16 protein-coding genes are annotated in these 15,695 nt (G+C 65.7%); 7 read left to right on the top strand and 9 right to left on the bottom strand.

Annotated elements, in window-relative coordinates; all coding sequences use genetic code 11:
- Positions 1-46 precede the first annotated feature (46 nt).
- From U5782_RS09155 to U5782_RS09145, 3 genes are all read right to left on the bottom strand, one after another.
- The gene (locus U5782_RS09155; RefSeq protein WP_322043482.1) at positions 47-634 is read right to left on the bottom strand and encodes a YSC84-related protein; all 588 of its coding nucleotides are present in this window, start codon (positions 632-634) and stop codon (positions 47-49) included.
- A 177-nt stretch (positions 635-811) separates the two neighbouring features.
- A complete protein-coding gene (locus U5782_RS09150; RefSeq protein ID WP_322043481.1) occupies positions 812-1,258 on the bottom strand; it encodes a hypothetical protein in 447 nt (148 codons plus the stop codon).
- A gap of 312 nt (positions 1,259-1,570) precedes the next feature.
- Positions 1,571-1,894 carry a PsiF family protein gene (locus U5782_RS09145; RefSeq protein WP_322043480.1) on the bottom strand — a complete coding sequence of 108 codons (324 nt, stop codon included), beginning with the start codon at positions 1,892-1,894 and terminating at the stop codon, positions 1,571-1,573.
- 188 nt (positions 1,895-2,082) lie between these two features.
- Here U5782_RS09145 and U5782_RS09140 point away from each other — a divergent pair, with 188 nt between their 5' ends.
- On the top strand, positions 2,083-2,379 hold the full coding sequence (locus tag U5782_RS09140) for a YciI-like protein (protein WP_322043479.1): 297 nt from the start codon (positions 2,083-2,085) through the stop codon (positions 2,377-2,379).
- A 35-nt stretch (positions 2,380-2,414) separates the two neighbouring features.
- Here the strand turns inward: U5782_RS09140 and U5782_RS09135 are convergent, their stop codons facing one another.
- Positions 2,415-3,110, bottom strand: a complete 696-nt coding sequence (locus tag U5782_RS09135; protein WP_322043478.1) for a phosphoribosyltransferase — start codon at positions 3,108-3,110, stop codon at positions 2,415-2,417.
- A 293-nt stretch (positions 3,111-3,403) separates the two neighbouring features.
- Between U5782_RS09135 and U5782_RS09130 the strand changes: the two genes are divergently transcribed.
- Positions 3,404-3,625: a hypothetical protein gene (locus tag U5782_RS09130; protein ID WP_205981620.1), complete on the top strand. Its 222-nt coding sequence runs from the start codon at positions 3,404-3,406 to the stop codon at positions 3,623-3,625.
- A 33-nt stretch (positions 3,626-3,658) separates the two neighbouring features.
- Here the strand turns inward: U5782_RS09130 and U5782_RS09125 are convergent, their stop codons facing one another.
- The gene (locus tag U5782_RS09125) at positions 3,659-4,516 is read right to left on the bottom strand and encodes a LysR substrate-binding domain-containing protein (protein ID WP_322043477.1); all 858 of its coding nucleotides are present in this window, start codon (positions 4,514-4,516) and stop codon (positions 3,659-3,661) included.
- Between the two features lie 114 nt (positions 4,517-4,630).
- On the opposite strand from U5782_RS09125, the gene U5782_RS09120 reads away from it, so the two are divergent.
- The 3 genes from U5782_RS09120 (at position 4,631) to U5782_RS09110 (ending at position 7,174) form a co-directional block, all read left to right on the top strand.
- Positions 4,631-5,815, top strand: a complete 1,185-nt coding sequence (locus U5782_RS09120; RefSeq protein WP_322043476.1) for a 2-aminoethylphosphonate--pyruvate transaminase — start codon at positions 4,631-4,633, stop codon at positions 5,813-5,815.
- Between the two features lie 69 nt (positions 5,816-5,884).
- Positions 5,885-6,688 (top strand): phosphonoacetaldehyde hydrolase, encoded by an 804-nt coding sequence (gene phnX / locus U5782_RS09115; protein ID WP_322043475.1) that lies wholly within the window; start codon positions 5,885-5,887, stop codon positions 6,686-6,688.
- Positions 6,689-6,856: 168 nt separating this feature from the next.
- On the top strand, positions 6,857-7,174 hold the full coding sequence (locus U5782_RS09110) for a YnfA family protein (RefSeq protein ID WP_322043474.1): 318 nt from the start codon (positions 6,857-6,859) through the stop codon (positions 7,172-7,174).
- 32 nt (positions 7,175-7,206) lie between these two features.
- Here the strand turns inward: U5782_RS09110 and U5782_RS09105 are convergent, their stop codons facing one another.
- Entirely contained in the window at positions 7,207-7,665 is a 459-nt protein-coding gene (locus U5782_RS09105) for a thioesterase family protein (RefSeq protein WP_322043473.1), read from the bottom strand.
- A gap of 397 nt (positions 7,666-8,062) precedes the next feature.
- Between U5782_RS09105 and U5782_RS09100 the strand changes: the two genes are divergently transcribed.
- Positions 8,063-12,397 (top strand): ATP-binding protein, encoded by a 4,335-nt coding sequence (locus U5782_RS09100; RefSeq protein WP_322043472.1) that lies wholly within the window; start codon positions 8,063-8,065, stop codon positions 12,395-12,397.
- Between the two features lie 46 nt (positions 12,398-12,443).
- Here the strand turns inward: U5782_RS09100 and U5782_RS09095 are convergent, their stop codons facing one another.
- Entirely contained in the window at positions 12,444-12,623 is a 180-nt protein-coding gene (locus U5782_RS09095; protein ID WP_322043471.1) for a hypothetical protein, read from the bottom strand.
- Positions 12,624-12,796: 173 nt separating this feature from the next.
- Here U5782_RS09095 and U5782_RS09090 point away from each other — a divergent pair, with 173 nt between their 5' ends.
- Positions 12,797-13,195, top strand: a complete 399-nt coding sequence (locus tag U5782_RS09090; protein WP_322043470.1) for a PRC-barrel domain-containing protein — start codon at positions 12,797-12,799, stop codon at positions 13,193-13,195.
- Between the two features lie 87 nt (positions 13,196-13,282).
- Here U5782_RS09090 and U5782_RS09085 read toward each other — a convergent pair whose 3' ends face one another.
- Both U5782_RS09085 and U5782_RS09080 read right to left on the bottom strand, forming a co-directional pair.
- On the bottom strand, positions 13,283-14,755 hold the full coding sequence (locus U5782_RS09085) for an ISNCY family transposase (protein ID WP_415914286.1): 1,473 nt from the start codon (positions 14,753-14,755) through the stop codon (positions 13,283-13,285).
- 253 nt (positions 14,756-15,008) lie between these two features.
- A complete protein-coding gene (locus tag U5782_RS09080; RefSeq protein ID WP_322043469.1) occupies positions 15,009-15,446 on the bottom strand; it encodes a Fur family transcriptional regulator in 438 nt (145 codons plus the stop codon).
- Between the last annotated feature and the right edge of the window lie 249 nt (positions 15,447-15,695).

Genomic DNA, 15,695 nt, shown 5'->3' with positions numbered 1-15,695 from the left:
GCGAAAGTGGGCGCTATCGAGCCGCCGCGGACGCCGGCGGGGCGCGTTACAGATTCAGACGCGTAATCTTGGTGCCACCGAGCGAGAGATCGCCGATCAGACCGCTGTTCGTGAGCACGAAGACTTCGACGGGCTTGGTCGCGGTGGTGGTGTCGATCGAGCCGTTGGCGCCGACCTTCACGAGCGCGACCGACGCGTCGCCGCCCGCCGACCAGCCATCCGAATTGCGGAATTTGTCGAGCGCGTCCTGGGTCATGAACAGATAGACGACGGCCTTCGACTGCATGCCGAGCGTCGCGCCCACCGATGCGCCCGTCGTGCTGTAGTAGCCGACCGTGCTGCCGCCTACGCGCAGCGCACCGTCGCCGTGTTCGCCGCCCACCACGATGCCGGCCTGCACCACGGATGGGAACACCAGTACGCCACGCGCCTTCGCGACGAGTTCGCGCGCACCCGGCACGGTCTGGAACAGGCGCGACATCGTACCGTCCGCGCTGGCGTCGATCGACTGGCGCCGCGAGTCGTTGCTTTGTTCGGTGGGCGGGGTATTGCCGGTAGTCGAGCAACCCGCGAGCGCTGCGCTGGCGAGCGCGATGGCAACAGAAGTCCTCAGGATGAAGCGACGTCCTTGCATGTTGTTCTCCGTCGTGGTTTCCGGAAAGCCGGACCGCCGCGGCGCTGCCGATGACGGTTCAGCCTCGTCGTTATAGCACAGGCCTTCAAATGGCCTTCGGGAGCGGGCACGAGATTCGCGCAGGCCGCAGCGGCCCGCAGTGGCCTTATCTGGCAAGGCTTTGCGGTGTGTCGGGCATCAGCGTTCTGGAACGGCTTTGACTGCGGGCGGGCGACGCAGCGCGCGCTTCACCGCGCCAATGACGATGCCGAGCGCGAGTAGCGCCACGGCTGGCACAACCCAGTAGCCGACGAACGCGTGCCAGAGATAGCGCACGAGGGTCGCACGGCGCACCGCATATTCGTCGCGCGCTGCCTGTTGGGCGGCGGCGTTTTCGGCCAGTACGGCGGCAGGGCAGCCTGCGGCGCGCGCCTGTTCCGCCGTGCCCTCGCAGTGCAGCGGCGCACCGGCGGTGCGTTCGGCGTCGGTGAACGTCCACGAGGTCAGCGCGCGCTGGAGGTCCGCGCGGTTATACGCCATTTCCTCCTGGATTTCGCGCACCGCGACGATCATTACCGGCACCAGCCAGAAGACCATCACCAGCAGCCAGCGGCGAAACCAGCGGTTTTTGTGTCTCCATGCCATCTGCGCCTCCGTTCGATGCCGATGGCATCAAGCAGGATCAACCTGCACAGGCTAAATAGGGCGGCCCGATGGCGATTGACGTTTCGTATAAGGGAAGGGCCGCTGGAGCCATCATAGGAGAAAAAGCACGCGTCGGCGCGGGCTGGGCGCGGATTGGGCATGACGTGTGCTGCGCCCACGAAAAACGACGCGCCGCAGCATAAGCCGGGGCGCGTCGCGATTGGTGCAGCCATGTCGTTTCGTCAGCGTGTCGATCAGCCCGATTGATCAGGAATCCCTGGCGGATCGCGACGGCCCGACGTCAGCCAGAACTCAGCTCTTGGTCGAAAGGCACGTCTTCATGAAGGCCTTGCGGTCGTCGCCTTTCTTGCCGTCGGCCTGCGCGTTGCACGCCTTCATGCGTTCTTGCTGCGTCATTGTCGGCGCGGGGACGCCGGCTGCCGAGAGACATTGCTTCATGAAGGCTTTGCGGTCGTCGCCCTTCTTGTCGCCGGCCTGGGTGTTACAGGTTTTCATCTTCGACTGCTGGCTGTTCGGAGCAGAAGGGGCAGCAGCGGGGGCGGCGGTTTGCGCGAACGCCGGTGCGGCGAGCACGCCGCCCAGCACGATTGCAGCAATGGCGGACTGGATCTTCATCGTTCACTCCCATGGGATATTCGACATTGTCGGTAGTCGTGCGCGCAGGCCGCTGTTGTGTGCATCGTTGCCTATCGCCGCAACCATTATGGCAAAGCCAACCTGAAAACGAACCGGCGACGGCTTTGGTTGACGTGCGCTGCGGCACAATGCGCATGAATCGCACGACGCATGCAAGGAGACAGGCAATGCATTACCTCTTGATGTACGACCTCGCCGACGATTACCTCGAACGTCGCGCCGAGCATCGCAACGCGCATCTCGCGCTCGCGTGGGCTGCGGCGGAGCGCGGCGAGCTGCTGCTCGCGGGCGCGATTGCCGAGCCGGTGGACAACGCGCTGCTGCTATTCCAGGGCGACAGCCCGGCGGCCGCCGAAGCCTTCGCGCGCGCCGATCCCTACGTGCAGGCGGGAATCGTCAAGGCGTGGCGTGTGCGGCCGTGGCAGACCGTGGTGGGCGAGCACGCGGCGAACCCGGTGCGATGAAGGCCGATGTGCACGCAACGGTTGGCCTGCGGGTGTCAGCCCGTCTGCGAGCCGTTTGACGAGGCGTCGTCGCCGCACGGGTGGCTTGCCGCCGAGCGGGCTAGCAGATCGCGCACGGTCTCGTCGTCGACCTGATCGAAATCGTCATAGAACTGGCCGACGCTCATGAACGACACGGGCGTTTTCACGCAGACGAAATCGTCGATGGCGCCCGCGAGCCGTGCGCGCGCGCCCGCCGGCGCAACCGGCAGGGCCGCGACGATACGCGCGGGTCCGAGCGAGGCGAGGGCGAGCGCCGCTGCCTTGAGCGAGGCGCCGGTGGCCATGCCGTCGTCGACGACCAGCGCCACGCGTCCGGCAACCGGCACGCTCGCGCGCTCGCCGCGATAGCGCGCTTCGCGCCGGCCCAGTTCGATGCGGGCGAGCGCCAGCGCGCTCTGCAATTGCGGCTCGCTCACACCCGTTTCGCGAATCAGCGCCTCATCGACATACTGCGCGCCATTCGAGGACAGCGCGCCCATCGCCAGTTCGGGTTGCCACGGCACGCCGAGCTTGCACACGGGCAGCACGTCGAGCGGCGCACCCAGCGTCTCGGCCACCTCGAATGCGACGGGCACGCCGCCGCGCGGCAGGGCGAGCACGATGACATCGCGCCGCCCGCCAAAGGGCGCGACGAGCTGCGCGGCGAGCAGGCGCCCCGCCTCGCGGCGATCAGTGAATGGGCGTTCCATGACGGTTCCTGTCGATGCGGATTAGTGGGGTTCGGCTCACACGGCGCAAAGAAAGAAGGACTTTAGTGTGCCACGCACGGCTGCCGCCCGGCGCGAAACCCTCGTTAAAAAAGGCAGCCGGGAATGAATGTCATTCAGACACGCGGTTTGATGTATGTCATGCGCATGCCATAGCGCCCAGGCCGCAAACAACTCCTGCTGTGCGCTCATTTGCATACGTGGATTTCTCGTTTGGCGCGGCCCGCGCGCGTGGTTAGCATGAGATCGAGCCCTTCACCGACGAGGTCCCAGCCATGTCCGAAACCGCCTGTTTTTCGCCACGTGTTGTCGAACCCGCCGAAGCCGATGCCCCCGAGGGCCTCGGCCTCGCACTGGAGTTGCGGCTCGCGCGGCCCATCGACGGTATCGCGGGGCATGCGCTACGCATCCATCTGCGGCGCGGCGCGCGCATGGATCAGGCGGAAACCTTGCGCGATCTGCTTCACGAGGTCGGCGCGGATATCGTCGTGTCCTGAGCGCGCCAGCGGCTTCGGCACGCTGAAAATCACTCAGTCGAGCGGCGTCTCGAACAGCGCGTCGAGCAGGTTGGACGACGAAGAATCGGCCAGGCGCGTGAGCGACTCGACCATACGCACCTGGCAGTCCACCAGCGGGATGGCGCGGATACGGCGTGATTCGCCGAATTCCGCGCCCGCGATCACGCCTGCGCCCACGCCCTGGGCGATCGCCGTCTGCAACGCCTCGCGCCCATCCACGTAAAGCACGGGCTGCACTTGTAACCCTTTGCGCACCAGTTCCGCTTCCAGCAACTGCTGCGTGACCGAATGCGCCTCACGAAAGATCATCGGCTCGCGCACCAGCTCCTCGTAGGTCATGCGGCGCTTTTTCGCCGCCGCGCTGTCGGCCGGCACCACCGCGACGAGCGGTTCCTCGCGCAGCACGCGGGTCTGCAGGCGGCTATGCACCTGATGCGCCGCGGTGATGGCCGCATCCACCTCGCTCGACAGCACGCGCCGCATGCATTCGGTCGCGTTCGCGATGCCGAGCTTCACCACCACGCCCGGATAACGGCGCCGGAACGCGCCGACCAGCTTGATGGCGAGGTCCGGTGCGTCGGCGACCAGCGCGAGTTCGCCGGACTCCAGTGCGCCCGCCGATTCGAGTAGACGCCGCGCGTCGCGCTCGCAGCCCACCATCTGGCGCGTCACCGCATAGAGCCGGCGCCCGAGTTCGGTCAACTCGACGCCGCGCGGCGCCCGCTCGAACAGCTTGACGCCGAAATCGCTCTCCAGCCGCCGCACATGGTCGGACACTGCCGGCTGGGTGAGGGAGAGCGCCTGCGCGGCGCGCGAGAAGCCGCCGTGTTCGGCGACGGCGTGAAAGGCGCGCAACTGGGCGTATTGCATGGCGAGGCTACCTATAAGTTCAACTGATATCGACATCAATTATATCGATTTTACCGATGATCACCGATCCAGTACCGTATCGGCATCACGCTGAACACCGACTGGAGCAGCCGCATGACCACCCCCGCCGCGATCCCGAACGCGACCCCCGCCGATCCGTATCTGCTGACCCCTGGCCCGCTAACCACGGCCGCCTCGACGAAGGCCGCCATGCAGCGCGACTGGGGATCGTGGGACGCCGATTTCCGCGCCATGACCGCGCATCTGCGAGCGGCGCTGCTGGAAATCGCCGGCGCGACCGGCGGCGACTACGATTGCGTGCCCTTGCAGGGCAGCGGCAGCTACTGCGTTGAAGCGATGCTCGGCAGCTTCGTGCCGCGCGACGGCCACGCACTGGTGCTCGCCAACGGCGCGTATGGCAAGCGCATTGCCACCACGCTGCGTTATCTGGGCCGCCGCCACACCGTGCACGACACCGGCGACTACCTGCCGCCGCGCGCCGCCGATGTCGAGCGCCTGCTGACCGCTCACGCCGACATCACGCATGTGGTCGTCGTGCATTGCGAAACCAGCTCGGGCATCCTCAACCCGATCGCGGAAATCGCCGAGGTCGTGGCGCGCCACGGCCGCCGCCTGCTGATCGACTCGATGAGCGCCTTCGGCGCCGTGCCGCTCGACGTGCGCACGCTGCCGTGCGAGGCGTTCGTTTCCTCCGCGAACAAGTGCATCGAGGGCGTGCCGGGCTTCGGTTTCGTGATCGCGAAGACGAGCGCGCTCGAAGCCGCCAAGGGCAACAGCCACTCGCTCGCGCTCGACCTGCACGACCAGTGGGATGTGATGAACCGCACGGGCCAATGGCGCTTCACGCCGCCCACGCACGCCGTGGCGGCATTCCTCGAAGCGCTGCGCCTCTACGCAGAAGAGGGCGGCCAGCCTGGGCGCCTCGCCCGCTACACGCGCAATCGCGACGTGATGGTCGAGGGCATGCGCTCGCTCGGCTTCGAGCCGCTGCTGACCGAAACCTGGCGCTCGCCGATCATTGTCACGTTCTTTTCGCCTGCGCATGCGAACTTCAGCTTCGCGCGCTTCTACGAGCTGATGAAAGAGCAGGGCTTCATCATTTATCCCGGCAAGCTCACGAACGTCGAAAGCTTCCGTATCGGCTGCATTGGCGCGCTGGACGAGTCGGTGATGCGCCGCGTGGTGGAGGCCTGCGGCGCGGCCCTGCGCACGCTGGGCGTGCCGGATGGCGCGCCCGAACACGCTTCGCTCGACGCGCGCGAAGCGCTCGCGGCCTAAGGCGGCCCGTCAGATCTGGCTATTTACCGATACACGCATAACGCAGCGCATTTCGAAGGACAAACGCAAATGAAACACGTCAAGGCAGTGATTTTCGACTGGGCCGGTACGGTGGTCGATTACGGCTCGCGCGCGCCGATGGGCGCATTCGTCGAAACCTTCGGCGAGTTCGGCGTGCCGATCACGATCGACGAGGCACGCGGCCCGATGGGCATGGCCAAGCGTCCGCACATCGCCGCGCTGATGGCGCTGCCGCGCGTCGCCCAGGCCTGGGAAACGCGCTACGGCCATAAGCCCACCGATGCCGACATCGACGCGGTCTACGACGTCTTCGTGCCGAAGAACGTCGCCGTGGCGGCGCAGTACAGCGACGTGATTCCGGGTGTCGCAGCCGTCACGAGGCAACTGCGCGCCGATGGCGTGCGCATTGGCTCCACCACGGGCTACACGCGCGAAATCATCGACCAGATCGTGCCGGGCGCGGCGGCACAAGGTTTCGAGGCGGACAGCATCGTTTGCACGGGCGACACGCCCGAAGGCCGTCCGTCGCCGTACATGATCTATCGCACGCTGCCACAGCTGGGCGTGTGGCTCGCGCGTGACGCGATCAAGGTGGACGACACCGAAGTCGGCATCGAAGAGGGACTGAACGGCGGCACCTGGGCCGTGGGCGTGGCCGTGAGCGGCAACGCGTTCGGCATGAGCGAGGACGAAGTCCACGCGCTCGCCCCCGACGAATTCACACAGCGCCGTGCTGCCGCCATCGAGCGCCTGCGCGCCGCCGGTGCGCACTACGTGATCGATAGCGTGGCGGATCTGCTGCCCGTGGTCGGGGAAATCGAAACGCGCCTCGCGCGCGGCGAGCGTCCCTGAAGTTGCTGAGCGTTCCTGATTCAGCGGTGATCTGAGCGGGCGGCCTGATCTTCGATCAGGCCGCTTTTTGCATGGGCCGCGCGCAGGGCGCGACGCCCTCGACCCACACACATAACGTCCGCGTTACCATGAGCGCCCTTTGGGCCATCGCCCGACCCAACCGAGCTCATGAAGACGTTCCTGCTTTTCGTTGCCACCGCGCTTGCCGAGATCGTCGGCTGCTATTTGCCGTATCGCTGGCTGCGCGAGGGCGCGAGCGCCTGGCTGCTGGTGCCGGCCGCTGGGTCGCTCGCGCTGTTCGCCTGGCTCCTGACGCTGCACCCGAGCGCGGCCGGGCGGACCTATGCGGCGTACGGCGGCGTCTACATCTGCGTGGCGATTCTCTGGCTATGGGCTGTCGAGGCGATTCGCCCGAGCCCCTGGGACTGGGCCGGCATTGCGTTCGCGCTCGTCGGCATGGCCTTGATCGCCTTCCAGCCACGCTGAGCGCAAACCGGGTTCGCGGCCGCCCGGACGCTTCAAGCGACCGTATTCACGGCGACCGAATTCACACCCGGAAACTTCGCGCGGAACGCCTGCGGCATCGCCACGACCTTTTTCGCCTCGTAGTCGAAGAACACGAAACCCGACTTCGCCATCGCGATGAGCGCGCCGTCCGAAGGGCGCGTGATACGGAAGATGATGTCGCCGCCGTACTTGTTGAAGTCCATGATGCCGACCTCGAAGCACAACTGGTCGCGCGCATAGGCCTCGGCGCGATAGGTCGTCGCGAGGTCGGTGACGATGATGCTCGTGTGCGCGTCTTTCATGTCCTCGATACCGGCGTCGAACAGGAAGCGCGCTCGCGCCTCCGAAATCATCGAGATCATCGAATCGTTCGCGAGGTGGTTCGCCGAGTTGATATCGGTGACACGGACCGTGAGGTGGGTCGAGTAGTAATACTGGTCTTCGGGGAAGTGGAGTTCGATGCGGGCCATGACGCGTTGCCTGAACAGATGCGGGGGAGGTGTCTCGGAGTGTCTCTTTCTTTCGCTGCGACGGGCGTTAGCGGGTTCTGATCGCGCGCCCGCGGGCGCAGTCCGCCACAGCAGTGCGCGATTGTAGCGGCTGGCGCGCTTCCTCGCGTCCCCGTCCAGCAGGCGAATCGGGCGCGTATTCGTCTGCTGAATAGTCGGACTCTGCCTTGTGCCGATGGAGGTGCGTCCGCGTTGACACCGCGCTCGCGCAGGGCGCACTCTCGCCAGACGCGCCTGTGCGGCGCGGCGTTGAACTCCGTAGAAGGCCAGGCCCTCAGGCACGCAAAATGCGCAGGCCTTGTTGCCCGCGACGCGTGCCATTGCGGCGCGCCAGACCCAGGGCCACGCGGGAGACGTCATGACGAGGGGTGAAGGGGAGCGCAGCGACGGGAGCCACGCGAGGCGGCAAGCCATTCGCACCGTCGTGAACGAAGCCATGCGCTCGGCGGTGGATCAGGGTCTGCAAGGGCTGCAAGACCGGCAGGCGCGCGCGCCAAAAATGGCCGATCTCGTCAGCGCATTCGACTGGTCGACCACGCCGCTCGGCGCCGCCGCGAACTGGCCGCACAGCCTCAAGAGCGTCGTGCGCCTGATGCTCGCTTCGCGTTACGCGATGTGGCTCGCTTATGGGCCCGATCTCAACTTCTTCTGCAACGATGCCTATCGCCCGACGCTCGGCGCCAAGCAGCAGTTCATCGGCTTGCCCGCGCGCGAGGTCTGGTCCGAAGTCTGGGCCGAGGCGGGTTCGCGTATCGAGCACGTGCTCGCCACCGGTGAAGCGACCTGGGACGAGAGCCTGTTGCTCTTTCTCGAACGCAACGGTTTTAAGGAAGAGAGCTATCACACGTTTTCCTATGGCCCGGTGCATGGCGACAGCGGAGCCGTGGAGGGCATGCTGTGCGTGGTAACGGAAGACACGCGGCGCATTCTGTCCGAGCGGCGGCTGGCCACCGTGGCGCAGCTTTCCAGCGCGGCGCGCAGCGCCCAGACGGTTGCCGACGCCTGCGGCGAAATCGTGGCCGCGCTCGAGGGCAACCGGCGTGACCTGCCGTTCGTCTCGCTCTATCTATTGGATGCGGACGGCACACGCGCGCGCGCGGTGGCTTCGAATCACGCCGACAGCGGGCACAACCCCGCTGCGGATATTCCGCTCCATGACGCACTTCCCGGCACACTCGCTGCCGTGCTGGCCGAAGCCGCCCGTGCGGGCGCGCCGCTCGAAGCGCAGACGATCGACGGCGTGCTGCCCACGGCATCGGTCTGGCCCGAGCCAGTGAGCCGCGCGGTGGTTGTGCCGCTGATGCGCGCACGGCCACAAACCGCGGGTGCGGATGGATCGTCGGCGGGCGGCTGCATCGGTTTGCTCGTCGTGGGCGTGAGTCCGCGCCTTCTTTTCGACGACGACTACCGCCGCTTTGTCGAACTCGTCGGTGCTCAGGCGGGCAGCATTATCGAAGCGGCACGCGCAGTCGAAACCGAACGTCTGCGTGCCGAGCAACTCGCGGCGCTCGACCGCGCCAAGACGACGTTCTTTTCGAACGTAAGCCATGAGTTGCGCACGCCGCTCATGCTGATGCTCTCGCCGCTCGACGATCTCGTCGAGGCCGACAGCGACCCGGCGCGTCTCGCCTTGCTGCGGCTCGCGCGCCGCAGCGGCCATCGGCTGTTGCGTCTCGTGAATTCGCTACTCGATTTCGCCCGTATCGAAGCCGGGCGCATCGAGGTCTGCTATGAGCCGACCGATCTTGCGCGCCTGACGCAGGACGTCGCGAGCACCTTCCGTTCGGCGATCGAGCGTGGCGGGCTGGCGTTTCGCGTGCAATGTCGTCTGGACGAACCGGTCTACATCGACCGGCAGATGTGGGAAAAAATCGTCCTGAACCTGCTGTCCAATGCGTTCAAGTTCACCCTGGCTGGGCGCGTCGACGTGAGCCTCGCACGACATGGCGCACACGCGGTGCTCACGGTCGAGGACAGCGGCAGCGGCATCCCCGCGCATGAAATGCCGCGCCTGTTCGAGCGCTTTCATCGCGTGGAGGGCACGCAAGGGCGCACGCAGGAGGGCACCGGCATCGGACTCGCTCTCGTGCATGAACTGGTCAAGTTGCATGGCGGCGCCATCGAGGCGTGGAGCGAGCCAGGGCAGGGTACGCGCTTCGCCGTCAGCGTGCCGCTCGGCAGCGCACATCTGGATCCGGCGCGTCTGCGTGAAGGCGCGCCGCGCAATGGCGGCGGCCAGATGGCCGCGGCGTTCGCCGCCGAGGCTGAGGGCTGGCTGGGCACGACGCCCCTTATGGCTGGCAGAAACGCGGACAAAATCGCAGCGGCCGAAGCCGACGGCTTGCGCCTCGATCCCGCCGCGAGTGCGTCGTCGTCGGGCTTGCGCGATCAGCGCTTTGCGGCGACGTTTGGCGCGCGCATCCTGCTCGTCGACGACAACGCCGACATGCGCGCCTATGTCGGCACGTTGCTCGCGAGCGCTTATCAGGTCGATCTGGCGGCCGACGGCGCGCAGGCGCTCGACGTGGCGCGTCGTCAGCGGCCGGACCTGATCGTCTCCGACGTGATGATGCCGCGCCTCGACGGCTTCGGCCTGCTCGCCGAAGCACGCCGCGACGCCGCGCTGCGCGACGTGCCGGTCATCCTGCTTTCGGCGCGTGCGGGCGAAGAGGCGCGCATCGAAGGGCTCGACGCTGGCGCCGACGACTATCTCGTCAAGCCGTTCTCCGCGCGCGAACTCGCGGCGCGCGTGGGCGCGCTGCTCGAACGCACGCAGATCCGCCGCGCCAACGAACAACTGCTCGAACTCGCGCTTTCGAGCATTCAGGATCAGTTCTTCCTGCTCGATCAGGACGCGCGTCTCACGCTCGTGAATCCGCGCTTTCTGGAGCTCACCGGCAAGACGGCGCCGCAAGCGCTCGGCCAGCGCCTCGCGGATATTTGCCCCGAGACCGCCGCGAACGGCTTCGCCGCGGCCTTGAGCGCAGCGCTTACGGCGCGCGAGGCGCGCCAGTTCGAGACGCGCTGCGCGTCGAGCGGCCGCTGGTTCGAAACGCGCATCTATCCGGCCGCCGAAGGCGCAGCGGTGCTCATGACCGATGTGACCGAACGCAAGCTCGCCCAGGAAGCGATCCGCCTGCGCACCGCACAATTCGAAACGCTCATGAACGAAGCGCCGCTGGGCGTCTATCTGGTCGATCGCAACCTGCGCATTCGCGAAGTGAATCCCGCAGCGCGGCCGTTCTTCGGCGATGCGACCCAGTTGATCGGCGAGGACGTGAGCGCCGTGATGCGCCGGGTCTGGAACGCACCGTACGCGCAGGAAATCGTCGATATCTTTCGCCGCACGCTCGAAACCGGCCAGCCTTATCACACGCCCGAGCGCCTTGAGGCGCGCAGCGACCGCAACGCCAGCGAATGCTACGAATGGGAAGTGCACCGCACGCCGCTGCCCGACGACCAGTTCGGGCTCGTCTGCTATTTCCGCGATATCTCCTCGCAGGTGCACGTGCGCCAGCAACTCGAGCAAGCCGACCACCAGAAGGACGCGTTTCTCGCCACGCTCTCGCACGAACTGCGCAATCCGCTTGCGCCGATTCGCAGCGCGGCGGCCATCCTCGCTTCGGCATCGCTTACGCCCGGTCAGCTCGCGTGGGCGACGGACGTGATCCAGCGCCAGGTCACGCATATGTCGGGACTGCTCGACGATCTGCTCGACCTCGCGCGCATCACCTGCGGCAAGCTCGATCTGCGGCGCGACGTGGTGAGCCTCGCGGGCGTGATCCAGACCGCCGTGGAGGCGTCGCGGCCGCTGCTGGAGCGCAAGCAGCACGCGCTCGTCGTACATGCGCCGCTGCCCGACGTGCTGATCGACGCCGACGCGCTGCGTCTCGCCCAGGTGGTGTCGAATCTGCTCAATAACGCCGGCAAGTACACCGATCCGGGCGGACATATCGAACTGACGATCGCCGTCGATGGCGCCGCGATCGAACTCGCGGTCAAGGACGATGGCATCGGCCTGCCGCCCGACGCCGACGAGCGCCTTTTCGCCATGTTTGCGCAGATCGACGCGCGTTCGCAGCGCACGGAAGGCGGCCTCGGCATCGGCCTTGCGTTGTCGCGCGGGCTCGTGCAACTGCATGGCGGCACGATTCACGCGCGCTCGGCCGGGGCGAACCTTGGCAGCGAGTTTCGCGTGCGCCTGCCGATCGTCGTGCCGACGCAGCGCGCCGCCCGTGAAGCATCCGTCGACACGCGCTTTGCGGATCGCATTGCACGCCGCGTGCTGGTCGTCGACGACAACCGCGACGCCGCCGAAAGCCTCGCGCTGCTGCTCTCGATCTCGGGCCACGACGTGCGCGTCGCGCACGCAGGCGAGCAAGCGCTCGCGCTCGCGGCGGTGTTCCGGCCGCAGACCGTGCTGCTCGATCTTGGCATGCCGGGCTTAAGCGGTTACGACGTGGCGCGCGCGCTGCGCGCCATGCCCGATTCCGCCGAGATGGTCGTGGTCGCGCTCACGGGCTGGGGACAGGACGAGGACCGCAGGAAGACCGTCGCGGCGGGATTCGACTGGCACATCACCAAACCCGCCGATCCTGAGCAGATCCTGCTGCTGCTCACGCGCTCGCGCCGCGAACTGGTGGGCGAGCGGGGCGGCGCGATGCCGGTGGCGCGGCGCGGCGTCCAGACGTGACGGCGCGTGACGGCGTTTGCGACGCGTGAGCGCGTAGCGCGAAAGCTTAAAGGGCGCGTTCGGGCGGCGCGTCAGACGGCGGATCGCCCATCGGCGCGGGCGGCGGCACGTCGCCATCGGGCAAGGGCGGCGGCGACTTGGGTTTCGGATCGAAGGGTTCTTCCGTGGGCAGATGCGCGCGGATGACGGCGCGCGCGCCGACGTTCCTGAGCGAGGCAAGCGGCATGACGTCTCCTGGTGGCGTGGTGACTATGGCTTGTCGACGCGCAAGGCTCGTGCCGGTGGTTGGCGTCGCACGCTTGACGGTGGGTATGTGCCTTGCTGTTCGATGAGCAGCGCCGCGCTCGCGATCATTGCGGCGGGACGCACAATTCATCGACCATCGAGGGGGATCCCATCATGAGCAATCGCGCTAGTTCGCTCGCGCTCGCAGTTGCCATCGCGGCTTCGGGCTTCGTCGGTTCGCCGTTCGTTCACGCGCAAGGCGCACCCCAGTCGATCGCCGTGCAACGTCTCGCGACAGTTCAATCGGGCACGGGCTTTCGCGCATCGAAACTCGTCGGCTCCGACGTGTATGACAACCAGGGCAACAAGATCGGCTCGATCGACGACATCGTGCTCGAATCGCCCAACGACGGCGCGTTCGCGATTCTTTCAGTGGGCGGCTTCCTCGGCATGGGCAAGCATTTCGTCGCCGTACCGTTCAATGACTTGCAGATCAGCGCCAAACAGATCGTGCTGCCGGCCGACAAGGCGTCGCTCAAGGCCATGCCGGAATTCAATTACGCGAAGGATTGAAGGCAGGTGTGACTAGAACCAGACATCTCTAAAAAGCCGCCACAAATTTGTCCAGACCATTTTCAAATGTCCGCTTTCCCGCCAAGTTCAAATGTCCGCTTTTACAGGGTTTAAAGCTTTTCTTCCGTGAGAGTTAGCTCTCGCAGCGTCGAAGATCTGACCATGAACGGGCAGGGCATCGGCGCCCGTTCCACTGTTAGCTGCTGACCGATTACCAGGTTCGCAACGTTCCCGTTTGGGCTGCTTTTGCCCGGCCAGGTCAACGATCACCCGCTCGATATCCGACTGCGTGATTTCCCGCTGTTTCTTCTTGCCCGCATGGCTCTCCTTGCGCTCCGGCCGGGTTGAATCGCCCCGGTGCGTTCGCGATGGCGCCTTACCTATCCGGCTGTTATCGCGTTGCGCCTGAACGACCTGCGAGATCTGAAGTGCGTGACTCAGCCGCTTGCGTTCGACGATGGCGCCCTGGTCGACCTCGGTCAGTCTGTCGTACTCGCGGTAAGGCACCACCCGGCCATACGCATGCAGTTCGATACGTCCGTCCGGATACTCCCAGACCTCGATATACCGATCGATCAGCTTGCGGTTCTCCGGCGTATCGTCCAGCAGATACAGCACACGGTCGTACTGCACCGTCAGCGACTTCTTGACCTTGCGCGGTTCGCGCCACGTGAGCACCCGATCCAGGTTCTCGTCTGCGCGTAGCGGCCGATGTGCATCGAAATCGCTCTTTGGTGGCTTCCCGAAGCGGGCGTTGTAGGCCGCCATAAAGGAGGGCGCCCAGGCGTTGGCTTCGGCCAGCGTGCTAATGCCGCGCAGCCTCAACTCCTTCACGAGGCGGTCCTGCAACGTAAGGTGTGCGCGCTCCACACGCCCCTTGGCCTGGCTCGAATTCGCGCAGAACGTGTCGATGTTCAACTCGTACATCGCACGCCCGAACGGCGTCACACTGCGCCCGGCGTCAGCGCTGCGGAATACGCTGTACTTGTCGCTATAGAACGCCCCTGGCTTGCCATAACGCTCGATGTACGTGCGCGTCGCCTCGAAGTAGCTGAAGGTCGATTCGGTGGCCGTGAAATGCAACGCCATCAGCCGGCTCGTCGCATCATCCACATACACGAGCAGCGTGCATTGCGGCGCCCGGTCCTCGAACCAGGCGTGCTCGCTGCCGTCAATCTGGATCAGTTCACCCAGGCATGCACGACGTGCGCGCGGCTGGTAGACCTTCGGTGGCCGCTGCCGGCGCGGAACCCAGAGTCCTGCGTCCGTCATGAGCTTGCGTAGCGTCTCCCTGGCCAGCCGGATGCCGTGGCACTCCCAGAGCTTCTCGCAGGCCAGCGTCGGCCCGAAATCGGCGTAGCGCTCGCGCACGATCGACAGCGCCCGGTCAGCCGTTGCACGGTCCAGCCGATTGTTGCTGGGCTTCGAGCGCCGGCGCGACACGAGACCTTGCGGCCCGTGCTCGCGCAGTCGGCCAACGAGCCGGCGAATCTGCCGCGTCGTGAGCCCGAGCCGACCAGCATGCCAGCAGTCAAAAACACGACATCTGTAAATAGCCAGAACACGACATTAGGATACAGCCGCTACAAATTTTCTGTTGATAATTTATGTTATGTAAAATCATAGAATAGCAAGAAAGCCCGCTAATTCGCGGGCCTGTTGGCACCACTTTGCCCATCACCCGATCAACGAATGGCGTTTAGAATTCCAGGTCAAGCACGCCAGATAGTGCGTCGAGCACGCCCAGAGCATCGAACCAGGATTGAGCGCGCTTGGACAAAGGCAATGTGGCGCGTGCGCGTGCCGAACGACCTCACTCCGCTCGCCGAGCCACCGCCTGCATCTTCACACTGCGACCCGTCGCTTCCAGTGCGGCCGCGCATTGCGCGCAGCGGCCAAAGATCACGAGACTCGCGCTCGCGTAGCTGAACTCGCGCGCAGCCGCGATCGCCGCGTGTTGCGTCTCGAGTTCGCTGTCGTCGATATCGCGAATCTCGCCACAATCGTTGCAAACCAGATGTGAATGGCGCATGCCGCGATTGAGCTCGTACACCACACGTTGCTCGCCGATCCACGCATTGGTGATCAGTCCGGCTTCCAGCAGTTGAGCGAGCGCGCGGTAGACGCTCGCCAGGCTGCATTGCTCGGTATCGGGCGGTACGCGACGGAACACCTGATCGGCGCTCAGGTGCTCGTTCGGAAATTCGTGGAATAGCTGCAAGACGGCAACGCGACTCGACGTCGGACGCATGCGGGCTCGTTTTAAATCGGCGTAGATCGCTCTCATTACTTCGAAGACATTATCGGACCTGCCCGATAGTCTCGTCGGTGCTTGCTTAAGGCTTGCTTAAGTCCCCGCACCGCGCGGCAGTTCGTGCGCGCCACCGCTTTACGGCTGATTTCTTGCAATTAGCCAGCAAAAACATATCAATAAGCTTGTCTCGCGCGATATCCCGCATGAGATCTACCGATGCGAACGGATGGGCAGGGAATGTCCGGC

It is taken from the genome of Paraburkholderia sp. J67, assembly GCF_905220265.1.
In the GTDB taxonomy this organism is placed as follows: domain Bacteria; phylum Pseudomonadota; class Gammaproteobacteria; order Burkholderiales; family Burkholderiaceae; genus Paraburkholderia.
This window is presented reverse-complemented; position numbering and strand designations above follow the sequence as displayed.